14 protein-coding genes are annotated in these 15,761 nt (G+C 58.1%); 5 read left to right on the plus strand and 9 right to left on the minus strand.

Annotated features, from left to right (window positions below; translation table 11 throughout):
* Positions 1-3 precede the first annotated feature (3 nt).
* Both AC1RS8_RS00505 and AC1RS8_RS00510 read right to left on the minus strand, forming a co-directional pair.
* Complete coding sequence (locus tag AC1RS8_RS00505) at positions 4-309, minus strand: chaperone modulator CbpM (protein ID WP_057712199.1); 306 nt, start codon at positions 307-309, stop codon at positions 4-6.
* A gap of 27 nt (positions 310-336) precedes the next feature.
* Positions 337-1,284 (minus strand): DnaJ C-terminal domain-containing protein, encoded by a 948-nt coding sequence (locus AC1RS8_RS00510; RefSeq protein WP_057712200.1) that lies wholly within the window; start codon positions 1,282-1,284, stop codon positions 337-339.
* A 298-nt stretch (positions 1,285-1,582) separates the two neighbouring features.
* Here AC1RS8_RS00510 and AC1RS8_RS00515 point away from each other — a divergent pair, with 298 nt between their 5' ends.
* Positions 1,583-2,857 (plus strand): Hsp70 family protein, encoded by a 1,275-nt coding sequence (locus AC1RS8_RS00515; protein ID WP_057712201.1) that lies wholly within the window; start codon positions 1,583-1,585, stop codon positions 2,855-2,857.
* Positions 2,858-2,981: 124 nt separating this feature from the next.
* On the opposite strand, the gene AC1RS8_RS00520 is transcribed toward AC1RS8_RS00515, so the two are convergent.
* The 4 genes from AC1RS8_RS00520 to AC1RS8_RS00535 form a co-directional block, all read right to left on the minus strand.
* The gene (locus AC1RS8_RS00520) at positions 2,982-3,995 is read right to left on the minus strand and encodes an AI-2E family transporter (protein ID WP_056725372.1); all 1,014 of its coding nucleotides are present in this window, start codon (positions 3,993-3,995) and stop codon (positions 2,982-2,984) included.
* A gap of 249 nt (positions 3,996-4,244) precedes the next feature.
* Positions 4,245-4,553 (minus strand): PsiF family protein, encoded by a 309-nt coding sequence (locus AC1RS8_RS00525; protein WP_340312286.1) that lies wholly within the window; start codon positions 4,551-4,553, stop codon positions 4,245-4,247.
* Between the two features lie 90 nt (positions 4,554-4,643).
* The gene (locus AC1RS8_RS00530; protein WP_489339660.1) at positions 4,644-9,071 is read right to left on the minus strand and encodes a dermonecrotic toxin domain-containing protein; all 4,428 of its coding nucleotides are present in this window, start codon (positions 9,069-9,071) and stop codon (positions 4,644-4,646) included.
* Positions 9,072-9,172: 101 nt separating this feature from the next.
* Positions 9,173-9,955: an AraC family transcriptional regulator gene (locus tag AC1RS8_RS00535; RefSeq protein ID WP_057712203.1), complete on the minus strand. Its 783-nt coding sequence runs from the start codon at positions 9,953-9,955 to the stop codon at positions 9,173-9,175.
* 97 nt (positions 9,956-10,052) lie between these two features.
* Between AC1RS8_RS00535 and AC1RS8_RS00540 the strand changes: the two genes are divergently transcribed.
* Positions 10,053-10,940 (plus strand): DMT family transporter, encoded by an 888-nt coding sequence (locus AC1RS8_RS00540; RefSeq protein ID WP_057712204.1) that lies wholly within the window; start codon positions 10,053-10,055, stop codon positions 10,938-10,940.
* A 114-nt stretch (positions 10,941-11,054) separates the two neighbouring features.
* Here the strand turns inward: AC1RS8_RS00540 and AC1RS8_RS00545 are convergent, their stop codons facing one another.
* From AC1RS8_RS00545 to AC1RS8_RS00555, 3 genes are all read right to left on the minus strand, one after another.
* Positions 11,055-11,945, minus strand: a complete 891-nt coding sequence (locus AC1RS8_RS00545; RefSeq protein WP_489339659.1) for an alpha/beta fold hydrolase — start codon at positions 11,943-11,945, stop codon at positions 11,055-11,057.
* Positions 11,946-12,041: 96 nt separating this feature from the next.
* Positions 12,042-12,347, minus strand: a complete 306-nt coding sequence (locus tag AC1RS8_RS00550) for a DMT family transporter (protein ID WP_046039891.1) — start codon at positions 12,345-12,347, stop codon at positions 12,042-12,044.
* Entirely contained in the window at positions 12,348-12,986 is a 639-nt protein-coding gene (locus AC1RS8_RS00555) for an FMN-dependent NADH-azoreductase (RefSeq protein WP_489339658.1), read from the minus strand.
* 109 nt (positions 12,987-13,095) lie between these two features.
* Here AC1RS8_RS00555 and AC1RS8_RS00560 point away from each other — a divergent pair, with 109 nt between their 5' ends.
* From AC1RS8_RS00560 to AC1RS8_RS00570, 3 genes are all read left to right on the plus strand, one after another.
* Complete coding sequence (locus tag AC1RS8_RS00560; RefSeq protein WP_489339657.1) at positions 13,096-14,010, plus strand: LysR substrate-binding domain-containing protein; 915 nt, start codon at positions 13,096-13,098, stop codon at positions 14,008-14,010.
* Positions 14,011-14,215: 205 nt separating this feature from the next.
* The gene (locus AC1RS8_RS00565; RefSeq protein ID WP_057712208.1) at positions 14,216-14,986 is read left to right on the plus strand and encodes a hypothetical protein; all 771 of its coding nucleotides are present in this window, start codon (positions 14,216-14,218) and stop codon (positions 14,984-14,986) included.
* Positions 14,987-15,068: 82 nt separating this feature from the next.
* Positions 15,069-15,752 (plus strand): hypothetical protein, encoded by a 684-nt coding sequence (locus AC1RS8_RS00570; protein WP_489339656.1) that lies wholly within the window; start codon positions 15,069-15,071, stop codon positions 15,750-15,752.
* Positions 15,753-15,761: the final 9 nt, after the last annotated feature.

Raw genomic sequence — 15,761 nt, forward strand, 5'->3', positions numbered from 1 at the left:
AAATCATTCGACCACCAACCGCCCCAATCGCTGCTTGAGCATGCGGTTCTCGGCCCGCAATTGCTGGACTTCTTCAAGCAGGTCCAACGCCAGGGCGACGCCTTCCCATTCCAGGTCCAGATCGCGCCGCAGCTTGGCGGCGCGCTTGGCCAGGGTCAGCTCGTAGTCGTTGAAAACCCAGTCCTTGGGCTGAGCGCCCTGAGGTTCGAGGATGCCGTGCTCGACGATTTCGATCACGTAGACGTCCGACAACTCGGTCGCCTCACAGAATTCGGCCATGTCCAGTTGAACGATCAGGGGACTGCTCATAGTCAGTGACTCCTCGGTTCCAAGGGATCAGAAATGCTCTCGCGGGTCGAACGCGGCTTTTTTCGCCAGCTCCTGCCACAGGGCCTTGATGTCATCGTCGGATTTCTTCGGCATCACAGCCTTCAACTGCACGAACAGGTAACCGCGCTCACCGGCCTTGTTCATCAGGCCATGGCCCTTGGCGCGCATGCGCTGGCCGTTCTGGCTGCCGGCCGGGACCTTGAGGTTGATCTTGCCGGTCAGGGTCGGCACGGCGACTTCGGCGCCCAGCGCCAGCTCCCACGGTGCCAGTGGCAAGGTGATGATCAGGTTCTCGCCTTCGACGTCGAACTTCGGGTGCGGCGCAAAACGGATCGTCAGGTACAGGTCGCCATTGGCCCCGCCACCCACGCCCGGAGCACCCTGCCCCTTGAGGCGAATGCGCTCACCGTCGCTCACACCGGCCGGAATCTTCACGTTCAGGCTTTTGCTGGTGTTGCTCACATGCTGGCCGGCCGCGTTGTACTGAGGTACCTGGAAGGTCACCTTCTTCGACTCGGTCGACAGCGTTTCTTCGAGAAAGACCCCAAGTTCCATTTCCACGTCCTGCCCTCGACGTCCGGTGCTGCGACGCGACTGTCCACCACCACCAAAACCTGGCCCACGGTTACCGAAGATCGAACTGAAGAAGTCCGAGAAATCGCCCGTGTCCTGGCCACCGCCACCGAAGCCACCACGGCTCTGCCAGCCCGGAGGTCCCTGGAACGGTTGGCCGTGCTGGCCATAGCGACGCAAGTCATCATATTCGGCACGTTTGTCGGCGCTTTTCAGCGCTTCATAGGCTTCCGAGGCATCCTTGAACCTGGACTCGGCATCCTTTTCCTTGCTGACGTCGGGGTGGTATTTGCGCGCAAGCTTGCGATAGGCGGCCTTGATCGCCTTGTCGTCTGCGGTCGGCTCCACACCGAGAATCTTGTAATAGTCTTTGAAGTCCATCGAGGGAATCACCATCCGTTATCAGAATCGCGCCACAGGCCACAGCATGCGCTTGTTTGCAGCCATTGGTTTGACCGATCTCAAGTTTGTGACCGGGCGGCGCAGCAGAAGTTTATCGGCAGCAGGCGGGGCTTCTTGCGAGCACTCCCGCGGCTGTCCGGTTGATGCAGGGTAGTTTGGGGGGGATGCCCCATCTTTCAAGGCATTGTCTGCGAAGAATTAGCAGATAACCGGCCTTCGAATCTGGCGCGCTCTGACATACACTGCGCGGCCGTTTTTTAACCGGAACCTGAAAGACATGAACAACGCATCTCCAGCCCGTGCCTTGGGTATCGACTTTGGCACGTCCAACTCCACTGTCGGCTGGCTGCGCCCCGGCGTGGAAACGCTGATCGCGCTGGAGGACGACAAGATCACCCTGCCGTCGGTGGTCTTCTTCAATATCGAAGAACGTCGCCCGGTGTACGGCCGGCTGGCGCTGCACGAGTACCTGGAAGGCTACGAAGGCCGCCTGATGCGCTCGCTCAAGAGCCTGCTGGGTTCCAAGCTGATCAAGCACGACACCAGCGTCTTGGGCACGGCGATGCCGTTCAAGGACCTGCTCGGGCTGTTCATCGGTCAACTCAAGAGCCGCGCCGAAGCCGCCGCTGGTCGGGAATTCGAAGAGGTGGTACTGGGTCGGCCAGTGTTCTTCGTCGACGATGACCCGATGGCCGACAAGGAAGCCGAAGACACCCTGGTAGACGTGGCGCGCAAGATCGGCTTCAAGGAAGTCTCGTTCCAGTACGAACCGATTGCCGCCGCGTTCGACTACGAGTCGACCATCGAGAAAGAAGAGCTTGTCCTGATTGTGGACATCGGCGGTGGTACATCAGACTTCTCGCTGGTGCGTCTGTCGCCGGAGCGTCGGGGTGTGGATAACCGCCACGAGGACATCCTCGCCACCGGCGGTGTGCACATCGGCGGAACCGACTTCGACAAACAGCTGAGCCTGCAAGGCCTGATGCCGCTGTTCGGCTACGGCAGCCGCATGAAGAGCGGCGCCTACATGCCGACCAGTCACCACATGAACCTGGCGACCTGGCACACCATCAACTCGGTGTACTCGCAAAAGTCGCAACTGGCCCTGGGCAGCATGCGCTATGACATCGAGGACACCGGCGGCATCGATCGCCTGTTCAAGTTGATCGAACAGCGCGCCGGACACTGGCTGGCCATGGAAGTGGAAGAAACCAAGATCCAGCTGACCCACGCCGACAATCGCCACGTGCCGCTGGATCGCATTGAAGCGGGCTTGAGCGTGGACCTGAGCCGTGCGCTGTTCGAGTCAGCCATCGAGAGCTTGCTGGAGCGGGTGCGCAACAGCGTCACCCAACTGCTGGCAGACGCCGATGTGCGGGTCGATCAGGTCGATACGGTGTTTTTCACCGGCGGCTCGAGCGGGATTCCGGCGCTGCGCAACAGTGTTTCGGCGATGTTGCCGAATGCACGGCATGTGGAAGGGAACATCTTTGGCAGTATCGGTAGCGGTCTGGCGATTGAAGCGGCCAAGCGTTACGGCTCTATGGACTGATCCAGAACCGAGGTGCCTCTATCGCGAGCAAGCTCGCTCCCACATTAGTCCTGCGAGCACAGGTCCATTGTGGGAGCGAGCTTGCTCGCGATGGGGCCAGATCAGCCAACAAAGATCCAGCGGATCAAACCATCCCCACCTGCTTCAACTCACTCTTGAGATACGCGTAGTAAATCGGCCCCGCCACCACCCCCGGCAGGCCGAACGCGGCCTCGAACACCAGCATCGCCAGCAGCAACTCCCACGACTTGGCACTGATCTGCCCGCCGACGATGCGCGCGTTGAGGAAGTATTCGAGTTTGTGGATAACAATCAGGTAACCCAGCGCCGCCACAGCGACCCAGATCGACAACGACAAACCGACGATGGTGATCAGGGTGTTCGACATCAGGTTGCCGATCACCGGCAGCAGGCCGAGCAGGAACGTCAGCACGATCAGGGTTTTGGTCAGCGGCAGCTTGATACCGAACATCGGCAAGATTACCGCCAGGAAAATCCCGGTGAAGACGGTGTTGAGCAGGGAAATCTTGATCTGAGCGAACACGATGTTGCGAAACGCCTGAACCAGCAGGTGCAGACGTTCGAACAACGCCGCGGCCAGCGGTTTGCGCTTGGTCAGGTCCGGAACGCGCTGCAAGGCAATGATCGCCCCCAGCACCATGCCGATCAGCAAGGTCACGAACATGTGCGCCGCGTCCTTGCCCACCAGTTGCAAATCACTGAGGTGTTTGCTGACCCATTCGCCAATCGCCACGCGGAACTCCGCGGCACTGGCCGGCAGATAGGCGTCGATGAACGGCGGCAATTGCCCGCGCGCGCGGTCGACCACTCCCATGAACTTGTCGAGGGACGCGCCGGGGTTTTCCGCCTCGTGCAGCAGGAAGCTGAAGGCACCGGCAAAGATCAGCGACAGCACGCTGACAATCAGAGTCCCCAGCAACGCCACCGCCAGCCAGCGCGCACGCCGGCCTTCGATCAGCCGTTGCAGTTGCGGGGTGAGCATGTTGACCAGTTCGAACACGAGCAACCCGGCGAGCAGGCTGGGCAGCAACCGCAGCGGCAGGACCAGCAGCAGTCCGCCAAAAATGATGACCCAGCTGATGACCAGCAAGACTTGACGCTGAGAAAACGTTGGCATACAGCCTCAAAAACGAACGGCGTAAAAAGGATTGGCAGTCTGCCAGCGATCCGGTGCGAGCACTAGGGATTGTGTGGGGCGACCTTAGTGGTGGTTCAGGATTTCTTGCAGCGCCTTCTGCGGCCCCATCGTCGGAGCGCCGCCCGGAGCAAGCTCGCTCCCACAGTGGAACTGAGTACACCGGACAAATGTGGGAGCGAGCCTGCTCGCGATGGAGCCAGCACAGCCACCACTGCCCTTGAACCGATCTTATTTCTTCTTCAGGCAATCACTCATGAACGCCTTGCGCTCGTCACCCTTGAGGGCTTTGGTGGCGGCGTCGGCGTTGCATGTCTTCATCTTCTCTTGCTGTGGGGTCAAGGCTTTGCCGGCATCGTTGGCCGCCGGGGTGGCCTTGAGGCAATTGCTCATGAAGGCTTTGCGCTCATCGCCCTTGAGGGTTTTTGCAGTCGCCTCGGCGTTGCAGGTGGTCATCTTGTTCTGTTGGTCTGTGGCGGCGAAGCTTTGGGAACAGAGCAGCAAACCGATCATCAACAAAGGGGCACGCATTATCTTCATGGAGTTTTCTCCGTGTCGCCGCATCGAGAGATGCGGCCTCCACGAGGAGTGTAGTCAAGCCTTGTTACACCTTCCTCCAGACATAAACGATCATTGCGCCGGGGACGTAGCCGCAGACTCTTCAGCCAACACATCCTTGAATGCCTGCTTATAGCCCGCCAAGGCTGAAATCCGTTTTTCGATCACGGATACGGGCAATCGCTCGAACGACACTCCGACTTCCCCCGACAAACAAAATTGTGTTCCCAATAGCTTCAATGACGTGAATTGGGCATAAGCCCCCGACTTGTACAGTTTATTCATTTTTATTTGCCTGAAGGTGTTGTCCCGGGAGACCTCCGGCAACGCCGCCCGTCCCGCCGGCACGTCGTTGATAAAGGCAAAGTCTGCGCTGGCGGGGCCGGGTTCAAGTGTTGCAATGGCCGGCAGTTCGAACTCGAAATAGCCCTTGTCCGCCGTATGGGCGGCTGGAAACTCCGGCCACGAATCGGCAACCACCAGTTGCTTGAGATCGGTCAAGTCATCGCCAATGACCACGTACTGATGATCGAATGCGGTGGCTTTGACGAGGTGGATCCGCGAGGTTCTCGGTTGGCTGGCCAGCAGCGCGAAGGTCACCTTGGAGTTTTCCGAACAATTGCCTCCCTTGATTTCAATGGCTTTACGCGCATGTTCGGCGAGAGACATCCGTGCTGTGAATTGACCTTCCTGCAGATCCAGTCCTCGTAGCCCCTTGATTTTCGCGATCGCTGAACCGCCGTTTTCCCAGATGCTCGGCAGCTGGTTGCCCGACAGAGGCAACAGCTCCTTGGATCGATGGATGGCACGCTGTGCCTGTCGCAGATTGGCCATGACCTGGGGTGTCACTTCGATTGGCTGCGCGGCCGTCGTGACGTCGCTTTCAAGGTCAGCGGCATACTTCTGCAATGGCACCCATCGGTCGCTGGACACCGGGAGGTTTTCCCTCACGGCGCGTTGCAGCGCCTGATATTCATCGAGACGCCCGGTTTGCTCGAGATCGCGCGCGCGGGCGCCCAGATTGCGCTCGGACTCCGTGAGCTCCACCAGGCCCTGTTTGGTGAACAACCGTTCGACCACTGCATTGAACTGCTCAGGCGACATCAGCTTTTGCAGATCGGGCAATACTTCAATACTTTGTACCGTTCGCAGATTGGCCTCGGAGCCATCGGTATTCGCCTTGTTGAGTCCATTCCAGAGTAATTTCCAGCAATCGTCGGGCAAGCTTTCTTCCATCAACTTGAGCCCGCGCAGATAGTTGTATCGTTCGAACGAGGGGACGCTCGGATGGAACGCACCATCGACAAAAACCAAGCCGCGTCGCTCGACGTCCTGCAGTTGCGCAATCTCACCGGTCACGGTGGGAGCACCTCCGCGCAGGCGCATGATTGCCGGATCGAATGTCAGAATTTTCAGTTCCGGCAAACCGGAAAGAACACTTAACAGCCTGTAGGGTTTCAGGGCATGGTCGCGCAATGCAGCCTTCAGGACCGGGCCCTGACCGATATGAATCCGCAACGCATCACGCTCGACATCGGGTAATGCCTGCAGGATTGAGGTAAACATATCACCGCCCGAATGCAGGGCATTGCCTTGCTCGTCGCAAGCCTGGAACACCCCGTTTTCGCTTAAGACGAGCGTACGCCGGATGGCGGCATCCTCGGGGCCGATGCTGTCCAGTTGTTGGCCATCGAAACGGTAGTGACGCAGCTCGATCCTAACATTGGCATTCCAGCCCGGCAGGTTTTCCAGGGAATGCAACGCCAGGGCGTCGAAGTCCGGATTGTCGACCGACTCCAGATAAAAACCCTCGTACGCACGGCTGATCCGCACGTCCCTGAGCGCCCAATCGGCGCACCCTTGCAGTCGCTCGGGAAGCCTGCGCAGCTTGAGCTCCTGCAACTCCTCCGGGCGCGCCAGCGCGACCAGCTCTTGTGCAACGACACCGGGAATTCCTGGCACCTCACCCTGGATGAACCTTGCCTCGGCACTGACGGCTTGCCCGACATCCCGGTAACGTTTGTCGAACAACGAGGCCTTGCGCCGTTCTGCCAATTGCGCGAGTTGCCCCCTCAAACGCGTGGCATTTTGTGTGCGGCTGCCGACCGGTACATCTGGCTCATCACCCAGCAGTTGTCGGGTCTCGGCATCATCGAGAAACAACAGCAAGGTGTCGATCAGGTCAGTATCCGCCAGTTGGTTCACAGAGAAAGAGACAGGTTCGTCATCGACCCCGATGGTGTACAGCACTCGTCCATCGGCCCCCTTGAGCTCAATCGCTCTGCCAGGCCACAAGCCGTCCAGCAATTGAAACTGCCAGAGCGGGTCGGCCTGCAAATAATCCTGTGCACGGGCGCTGCCGATGTTTTGGATGAAGGTGTGGATATCCCGGTCGATCCGGAACCGGGTCACCGTATCGCTGAGCAAAGGGATCGCCCGCTCGTTATCGGCGTACATGCGTACCAGCGCACCGACATCGGCACGGCTGACAGTGCGAATGTCGCCGAACTTGTCGGTCAACCCCTCCACCGACGGACCGAGTCGCTTGATCAGCGCATCGGCATCCCAGGTGTGAGGTGTTTCACCCTCGATTACAAAAGCGCCAGTACCGTTACTCTCCGCCACCGGCTGATAGGCCTCGGGACGGGTCGGATGCTGAACCCGGTGTTTGCCGGTTTGCGAATCGAACCTGAGTTCGAAATGATCATCGTCCAAAGACAGAATCTGCCGGCCCTGATGCTGATGCAGACCGTAAAGGTCAGGTTTGGAATCCGTCGCCAGACGCAGGTTTTGTTGCAGGTACGGCTGCAGATTTTTCCCCCATAGCCGCTGCTCACCGTTTCGGAGCGTGACTTGACGGGCGCCTTCGAGGAAGGACGACAACCTGGGCTTCACCACTTGAGTGGCGATAGCACCGCCCACGGCAAACGTGCCCAACTGAACCAGGTTTTCAGCGACGCCGACCAGATGCTCCGCCGCTTCAACGTACTCGCCCTGGGTGAGTTCAACGACACCTTCCACGACCCCATCTACTAGTTGATAGGCGATATACCCCAGCATGAGCTCCCCGAGCACCGGGACAAAGGGGGTCGCGACGAGCAAGGCAACCTGCATGATGTCGGAGAGCATTTTTTCCAGGTTTTCGATCCACGCCCAACGTGCGGCACTGTCCGCATCGGCGGTGGTCACGGCCAGCGCGCGCCCGTCGGCAAAAATCTTGTCAACTTGCTGCTGATAGAGATAAACCCACGGATCGCCGTTATAACGGCTGACGGTATCGTTTTCGAACGATACCGCGGCTATCCGCAAATCGGGGCGATCTACTTGAGTTTCGCGCCAGGCAGGCAGATTGGAGCCCGGTTGTGTGCCGTGGTAAGTGATTTCCCACAGTTTCGCGTTGAGCGCGGCGAAGAAATGACCACGCTGGTAATGATCCACGAATCGACTGAAAAACGCCTGATAGCTGCGCCGGGTAGCGCCGGATGCCTGATCGTTGCCCCGTAGCTGGTGAGTCAGTTCGAGCGCGAACTCGGCCGTCGAGGCATACTCTTTCAGCGGATGCTCGGGATCGTGCGGTACGTAGGCAATGACGCGCCGGACATTCGCACCGGGGATATCGAGATCGGCGGCGATCAGTACAATCCCGGTCAGACGGGTGTCGAGCATGCTCAAGTGGTAGAAACGCACGGGACCGCCATCCCACACCAGTCCCTTTTTACCCAGGACCATGTTCAACACGGTCAGGTAGGCCGCTGCCCCGATGTCCTTCTTCATCAATGCCAGATGTGCTGCAGCTTTCATGGCGCTTTTCTGACTGGCGACGATGCGGTGCTGCACCGCCTCCCGGACCATGGCACCTTCGGGAGCCAGATAACTTTCCAGATACTTTTTATATTGGGACCCAATATCCAGAGTTCGGCACAGCGTCTTGAACTGTTCGATCGTTATTCCCAACTTCTTTATTTCAAACCGCCCGATGTCGTCGGGCCTGGTGATAAATGCAGAGTCGCTGGTAAATACTTCGCCCTCGGCAAAATTTTGCAGAGACGCGTTAAGTAACGAGACAGTTCGACTGCCGACACCGCCGGTGACATTGAATGCCCAAGCGGATGTTTTAGCCGAAAAATACAACCGCAGAAAAATTTCACGAACATCGACCACTACACCGAATTGCTTCTTGAGGGCATTGGTCAGCAGTGGCTGGGCAAAGGATTCGGCATCTTGCAGCTTCCCGAGCATCCGGTCGACCTGGTTCTGCGCCTGCCAACTGACCTTTGTGGCTTCTTTCGCTGCCACATGCTCCGTATGGGACGCCGCTTTGCTCCAGGCGGGAATAACTTTGGGTGTGTTACGTAAATCACCCACCCGCTGAAGCGAAGAATCGACAATCCAGTCGGGAATGGCGCTTTTGATAAAGTTGTAGTGAGTACTGTGCTCTTGGTTTATATCGAAATAATCTTGGCTACTCGCAGACTTCAACAAAAAATTTTTCACAATCATTACTCGCAAACTTAGAGAGAGGATCGAAGCCTACAGCGCCCCAATTCTGTCCCATGAAGTTTGTTTCGGATAATGCTGTATGAAAATTCTTAACGAGTGCGTTAAAACTTCTTGTTGCGTCGATAGTAGTCGGGCGTGCACCCGGCCTGACGCTGGAACATCGCGATAAACGCCGAACCGGTGCTGTAGCCCATGTCGAAGGCGATTTCCTGAATGCTGCGATGGCTGTCCAGTGCTTCAATCGCGGCCAGGAATCGCAGACGCTGACGCCACTCACCAAAACTCATGCCCAACTCGCGGACAAACTGCCGCGCCAGGGTCCGTTCACTGACGTGAACCTGCGCCGCCCAATGCGCCAAGGGCCGGTTGTCACCGGGTTCGGCTTGCAGGGCCTCGCATATGCCCAGCAGTCCCGGTGTGCTGGCATAGGGCAGGTAACACTCATGCACCGGCGCCTGTTGCAACTGATCCACCAGAACCTGAGCCAGGCGTTTATCCGCGGCCTGCTCGGGAATCTTGACGTCACGGACGGCGAAGTCCTTGAGGATCGCCTTGAGGATGTCACTGATGGCGAGCGTGCAGGCCTGTTGTGGCAGATCCTCGCAGACCGCCGGCGCCAGGCAAACGGCACGGTAGTTGATCGGCTGGTGGCTGTAGAAACTGTGCTCGATTTCGGGGGGCACCCACACCGCGTATTGCGGCGGCGAGAGGAAACGGCTGCCGTCGACATCCATGTGCAACACCCCGTGGGCCGCATACTCCAGAGTGCCCCAGGGATGACGGTGCGCAGCGGCGAATTCGTGGGTATTGAAATCGGCGTAGCGGAAGTACACCGCCGAAGGCAATTCGCTGAAATCCAGCAGATCGATGTGTTTACTGCGCATGCTGTCCGTCATCAGGGGCCGGTTGTCTGGATCGAAGTATAGGCTTGCATCCAGACAAGCGGATAATTGCCCTTCATTAACGTTCTGGTTTTTCCCGATGCAATACGCTTATCCCCTGCTGGCCATTTTTATCTGGGCCGGCAACACCGTGATCACCAAAATGTCGGCCGGGGCGATCTTCCCCGCCGAGATCGGCTTCTACCGCTGGCTGCTGGCCGGGTTGCTGTTCACGCCCTTCATGCTCAAACCGGTGCTCGCCCATTGGTCGCAGATCCGCCCGAAACTGGGCAAGATCTTTGTCCTCGGTGTGCTCGGCATGGCGGTCTATCAAAGCCTGGCGTACTTCGCCGCGAGCCTGACCTCGGCCACCAACATGGGCATCATCCTGTCGCTGATGCCACTGATGTCGCTCGCCATGGCGATCATCAGCCTCGGCCAGCGCCTGACCATGGGTGCCCTGGCCGGTGCGGTGCTGTCGTTTGCAGGTGTACTGGTGGTGGTGTCGTCCGGCAGCCTTGGCACATTGCTCGAACACGGGGTCAACCTGGGCGATGCGATGATGCTGATCGCCACCCTGGCCTACGCGGTCTACAGCACCCTGTTGAAAAAGTGGCAACTGAAACTGCCGCCGCTGGTGCTTCTGTATCTGCAGGTGCTGGTGGCCGTGGTGGTGCTGTTCCCGCTGTTCATCGCCTCACCGAAAGTCGGCCCGACCCTGCAGAACATTCCACTGGTGCTGTACGCCTGCCTGCTGGCTTCGATGGTCGCGCCGCTGGCGTGGATGCAGGCCGTGGTGCGTTTGGGACCGAGCCGGACCACGCAGTTTTTCAATTTGCTGCCGCTGATTACCGCATTGATTGCGGCGGTGGTGCTGCATGAGCAACTGGCGATGTATCACCTGGTGGGCGGGGTGTTGACCTTGGGCGGGGTGATCGTTTCCGAGCGTTGGACGACGGTGTTGGGGCGCAAGGTCAGTGTTGCCTGATCTGACGCCATCGCGAGCAAGCTCGCTCCCACAGGTGTTGTGTCGAACCCGTCTGTTGCGAACGACCGAAAACCTGTGGGAGCGTGGCTTGCCCGCGATGAACGATAACGCGGACTAGAGCCCCGCCGCATTCAACCGCGCCGCATGCTCGACAAACAACCGGATCGGCTCAGCCCCCTTGCCCACCAGCCCTAGCGACTGGTTGACGATATCGAAGTGATCCAGCGGATACTCATCGCCAATCACCGTGCCCAGGTGCGAGCTGTAGCGCCCGACCATGCCGTCGCAATGCCCGGCTTCGCGGACGAAGGTTTTAGCGAACAGCCGGCAACTGCGGTTGGTGCCGTCCAGCAGGTTGCGCCCGCGATCGGTAATGCCCGGTTGCAAGGTGCCAGACCAGGAGTAATAGCGCACGCCGTTGACCTCCTCCGGCCCATGACCGCCCCAAGTGTCGGGCAGCCCCTGTGGATAACGCTGGTTGAACAGCGCGACGCCTGCGCTGGTGAGGGAGTGATGGGATGCATGGATATCCACCGGCAGCTTCGGCCCGCGGTAACCGGTATCCAGCCACCCTATCAGCGCGCCGACGATCCGCAGCAAAAAGCACAGCAGACGACCACGGACGCTCTCGTGGGGATAATGTTCGTGCAGGTAATCGGCGAGCTCCGAACCATGGTTCGGCCCCGCCACCGAGGTCACCGATGCCACCAGGTCCGGGCGCTTGGCCGCTGCATAACGGGCGGTCAGCGAGCCCTGGCTATGGCCGATCAGGTTGACCTTGTCGGCCCCGGTTTCCCGCAGGATTTCTTCGATACGCGCCAGCAATTGCTCGCCCCGCACTTCGTTCGAGTTAAGCGGCGAGACCTGCACCGCGAACACCACCGCACCGCCATGGCGCAACGCCTCGACGATCCCGTACCAATACGGATAAAGCACCAACCGGATGAACCCGAGCATTCCCGGGACCAACACCAGCGGGTAGCGCGGGGCAGAACCTTGCGACATGGGCGGACATCCTTGTGGTCGGGCGGTGACGCAAGGCTGGATGCAAGACATCCGCCAAGCATCACCAGCGAAGATGACAAGTCTATGTCATCCGCCCTACTTCAACCCTACCACGCCCGCCACGATCAGCCCGACCGAGACCAGTTTGATCACGGTCAGGCTTTCACCCAGCAGCGCGAAACCGAGAAACACCGTGCCCAGCGAACCGATGGCGGTCCAGATCGGGTACGCAATGCTTACCGGGAGCTCGCGCATGGCCAGGGTCAGAAAATAGATCCCGCCCACAGCGGCCACTACGGTGACCAGCGAAGGCCAGAGCCGGGTGAAGCCCTCGGCGTACTTCATGCCCATGGCGAAGGTGACTTCGAACCCGGCGGCGACCAGCAGAAACAGCCAGGCCATCTAGAACTCTCCGGCCAGCGCCAACAAGCGCTGCTCAGCCTCGGCGGCAGAGATTTGAAAGCTGCGCTCGGCGGACTCCTCGCCCTCGGCAGCCACCACGGTGACGTCCGTGATGCCAATGAATCCAAGCACCGTACGCAGTAGCGTGTCGGCATGGTTCATGGCTTCCAGCTCGCCGCCCGGGCCAAAACCGAAGCCGCCACGGCTGGTGATGATCAGGGCCTTTTTACCCAGCACCAACGGCTCGTACTGGGCCACACCATTGTCCAGGGTGTGATCGAAGGTCACCCCCACCCGCACGATCTGATCGATCCAGGCTTTCAAGCCGCTGGGGACGCAGAAGTTGTGCATCGGCGTGGAAATCACCAGCACATCATGGCCAAGCAGTTCGCCGACCAGTTCGTCGCTGAACGCCAGATCGGCCTGCATCGACAGCGGCCGAGCGGCGGGCTCAGGGTAAAACGCGGCGGCCACGAATGCCTCGGTGACCGGCGGAATCAGCGCCCGACCGACTTCGCGTCGGGTCAGTTGCGCGTGTGGATGACGGGCCTGCCAGGCCGCCAGAAACACTTCGGCCAAACGCCGGGAGTGCGAACGATCACCACGGGGGCTGGCATGAACAGCAAGAATTCTACTCATCTGTCTCTCCTCAGGGCTAAACTCAAACGGCTTGTGGTTTGCAGCTTGAGGCTCACTACCGTCCTCGCTCAAATGAGCAGAAATCAGTCTGGATGAATCCATTTCATCCATGGAGTGTTCAATGTTCGCCTCGTTGCCGCTGACCGCCCTGCGCGCTTTTGAATCAGCCTCACGCCTGCTGAGCTTCAAGGCTGCTGCCGAAGAACTCTCGGTGACGCCGACGGCGGTGTCCCACCAGATCCGCTCACTGGAAAGTTGGCTCGGCGTGCCATTGTTCGAGCGTCTGCCACGCCAGGTGCGCCTGAACGAATGCGGCGAACGGCTGTTCCAGAGCCTGCATGGGGCTTTTCTGGAAGTGGCGCAAAGTGTCGATACACTGCGTCCGCAACGCAGTGGCGCCAGCCTGACGGTCTCCACTACCGCCGCCTTCGCCGCCCTATGGCTGGTGCCAAGGTTGGGACGTTTCTACGCCCGACACCCGAACATCAACGTGCGCCTCGATACCCACTGCGAAGTCATCGATCTGCATCAGGACGCCAGTGTCGACCTGGTGCTGCGCTACAGCCTCGATGATTACCCCAACCTTTACGGCCAGTGCCTGTTCGATGAGTCCTTTGGTGTCTACGGTTCGCCTGAACAAGTGGCCCTGGCGTCGAGTCGCGCTCCGACGCTGATCAGCGTGCGCTGGCACAACTCCAAACTCTATGCCCACGGATGGGAGGCCTGGTTCGCTCGCTCCGGCGAAACCTGGCTGGGCGGTCGGCCGGCCATGCGCGAATACGACGAAGAGCATTACGCCCTGCAAGCGGCGATTGCCGGCCAAGGCCTGGTGCTGGCAAGCAATATTCTGGTGTCGGAAAGCGTGGCCAGTGGTCTGTTGTTGCCGTACCGGGGGGAAATCCAGGTCGATGGAGCCGGCTACAGCGCACTGTGCGTGCCGGGGCGTGAGCGACATCCACCGGTTCGGGCTTTTTTTGCGTGGTTGCGTGAGGAGGCATTGTTGTCCGGGCATGCGGTGCGCTGATCAGCGCCTCGACAACAGTTCAAGTGTTTCAAGTTTAACGACTGCTTAAGTTCACCACTACGAATTAGAACAATCACAAACGCCGAATAACAAACACAACTAAAACCTGAAGTTACAAACCAAAACTAGACTTTTAAATCTATAAACCTACTCTAACAACCACAGCCAGCCGGCTGCTCACACCAATAAGTAAAGGATTACTTTCATGCTACTTGAACAACGACTCGAATTTATTGATTCCCTGCCAGCATTACCTATCATCACGCAGCGCTCGGCACCTGTATTTTCTACGCTCTTGAACAAACCTGAACATGATATCAACAAACCAACTGCCAGCGTCATGCCTGATACTATCGATGCCTTCCTGCCCGGCGTTTCGCAGGAAATCATCGACGACGTCAATTTGTGCAAACTGGTCATGCAAAACGCCGCCACCAAACTCTACCCCGAAGATGAAAAACTCTTCGAGTGGTATCGCTACTATGTTGACGGCCTGAGCAAACTGGGCTGGGTGACTCAAAACCGGAACATCCAGGAGGTCACGATCAAGAGAGTTGGCCTGACGATGGATCAGGTTGCCCTGGAAGTGGCTGCAGGATTGATTGGCGGTAATGCGGCTCAAATACTGAGCAACGTTGCGAAAAAAGCAGTTGAGATGGTGCAAAACAATCCGGGTGCCATCACCATTTTTGAGAAAAACAAAAAGCTTGGCACTCAGGCAAAATTCGATATCGCACCCATCTGGGTCGATAAAAATGGGCAACCCAACATGATCCTTAACTGCATATCCCTCGATGCGAGGGAAAGCACGCGCGGTATCCTGTTCTGGAAATCGACCCGACAGTCCACCACTATCAAAACAGGTGCTGTTCGTACTCACCTTGATATTAAAACGTTCTCCGGGATACGCAACGCCGTATATAAAAAATATCAGGCAGACGGACAAAAATTCATCGAAAACCTGCCGGACTTCTAATCGCTTTACCACATATTTAAATCGGCAATAAAATTGCCGATTTAAATATGCTACCGCGCAAGCCTCTGCGCAGGAAAAACTTATGAAAAAAGCACCGTTCGATATTTACCTAGTCAATGGAAACATCACGATCTTTTGCGGCTCGCACACGGACAGCTTTAAGAAAGACATACTAGCCTCCAGCCTGCTGGGCGATCTGGTGGCCTCAAAGAAAAGTGGCAACCGTGAAATATCGTGGCCAGCTTATACAGATACCGTTCAAAAAGTCGGCTGGGCTGTTGGCAGCCGAACGACTCAGCAACTCAAGTTTGAAAACAGCAGCCTTTTAAATATTGTTGAGCAAAGCACCGGGAGTGCCCTGCCACAAGATGAACGGCTAGCGCTGGCCAACGCATTTGAGCAACTGACAAGACTCCAGCCTGACTCACTAGCGGTCAGGGCAATCGTCGAGAAACTCCAAAGTAACGCCACCGTGAGCAATGCCTACGCAGACATAGCGGCTTCCACGGCCGCATTACTGACGATCATTCGCAACAATAAGACCGTGGTAACCCTGCAAATGGCGTTCAAAACAGCTCAGGAGATTGCAATCGATATTCTCGACCAGCCGGTTTTGAGCGTCACCCACGAACACAAGACCAACATTTGGCTGATGAGTAGCGTCCTGGATGGGCGCTTTTACAATCAGGTAAGAGATGACGTTCTCAAGAAAGTGGGGCTTAACATCGAAACAAAGCTGCTGCATATCCCTGCCCCCCCGGCTTGAATTGAATGA

The sequence above is a fragment of the Pseudomonas sp. GW821-FHT12A04 genome (assembly GCF_058807755.1).

Coding starts and splice junctions, on each gene's coding strand:
- AC1RS8_RS00565 (WP_057712208.1), top strand. CDS start 14,216: ATGCTACTTGAACAACGACTCGAATTTATTGATTCCCTGCCAGCATTA.
- AC1RS8_RS00540 (WP_057712204.1), top strand. CDS start 10,053: ATGCAATACGCTTATCCCCTGCTGGCCATTTTTATCTGGGCCGGCAAC.
- AC1RS8_RS00570 (WP_489339656.1), top strand. CDS start 15,069: ATGAAAAAAGCACCGTTCGATATTTACCTAGTCAATGGAAACATCACG.
- AC1RS8_RS00515 (WP_057712201.1), top strand. CDS start 1,583: ATGAACAACGCATCTCCAGCCCGTGCCTTGGGTATCGACTTTGGCACG.
- AC1RS8_RS00550 (WP_046039891.1), bottom strand. CDS start 12,347: ATGGCCTGGCTGTTTCTGCTGGTCGCCGCCGGGTTCGAAGTCACCTTC.
- AC1RS8_RS00505 (WP_057712199.1), bottom strand. CDS start 309: ATGAGCAGTCCCCTGATCGTTCAACTGGACATGGCCGAATTCTGTGAG.
- AC1RS8_RS00545 (WP_489339659.1), bottom strand. CDS start 11,945: ATGTCGCAAGGTTCTGCCCCGCGCTACCCGCTGGTGTTGGTCCCGGGA.
- AC1RS8_RS00555 (WP_489339658.1), bottom strand. CDS start 12,986: ATGAGTAGAATTCTTGCTGTTCATGCCAGCCCCCGTGGTGATCGTTCG.
- AC1RS8_RS00535 (WP_057712203.1), bottom strand. CDS start 9,955: ATGCGCAGTAAACACATCGATCTGCTGGATTTCAGCGAATTGCCTTCG.
- AC1RS8_RS00520 (WP_056725372.1), bottom strand. CDS start 3,995: ATGCCAACGTTTTCTCAGCGTCAAGTCTTGCTGGTCATCAGCTGGGTC.
- AC1RS8_RS00530 (WP_489339660.1), bottom strand. CDS start 9,071: ATGATTGTGAAAAATTTTTTGTTGAAGTCTGCGAGTAGCCAAGATTAT.
- AC1RS8_RS00525 (WP_340312286.1), bottom strand. CDS start 4,553: ATGAAGATAATGCGTGCCCCTTTGTTGATGATCGGTTTGCTGCTCTGT.
- AC1RS8_RS00510 (WP_057712200.1), bottom strand. CDS start 1,284: ATGGACTTCAAAGACTATTACAAGATTCTCGGTGTGGAGCCGACCGCA.
- AC1RS8_RS00560 (WP_489339657.1), top strand. CDS start 13,096: ATGGAGTGTTCAATGTTCGCCTCGTTGCCGCTGACCGCCCTGCGCGCT.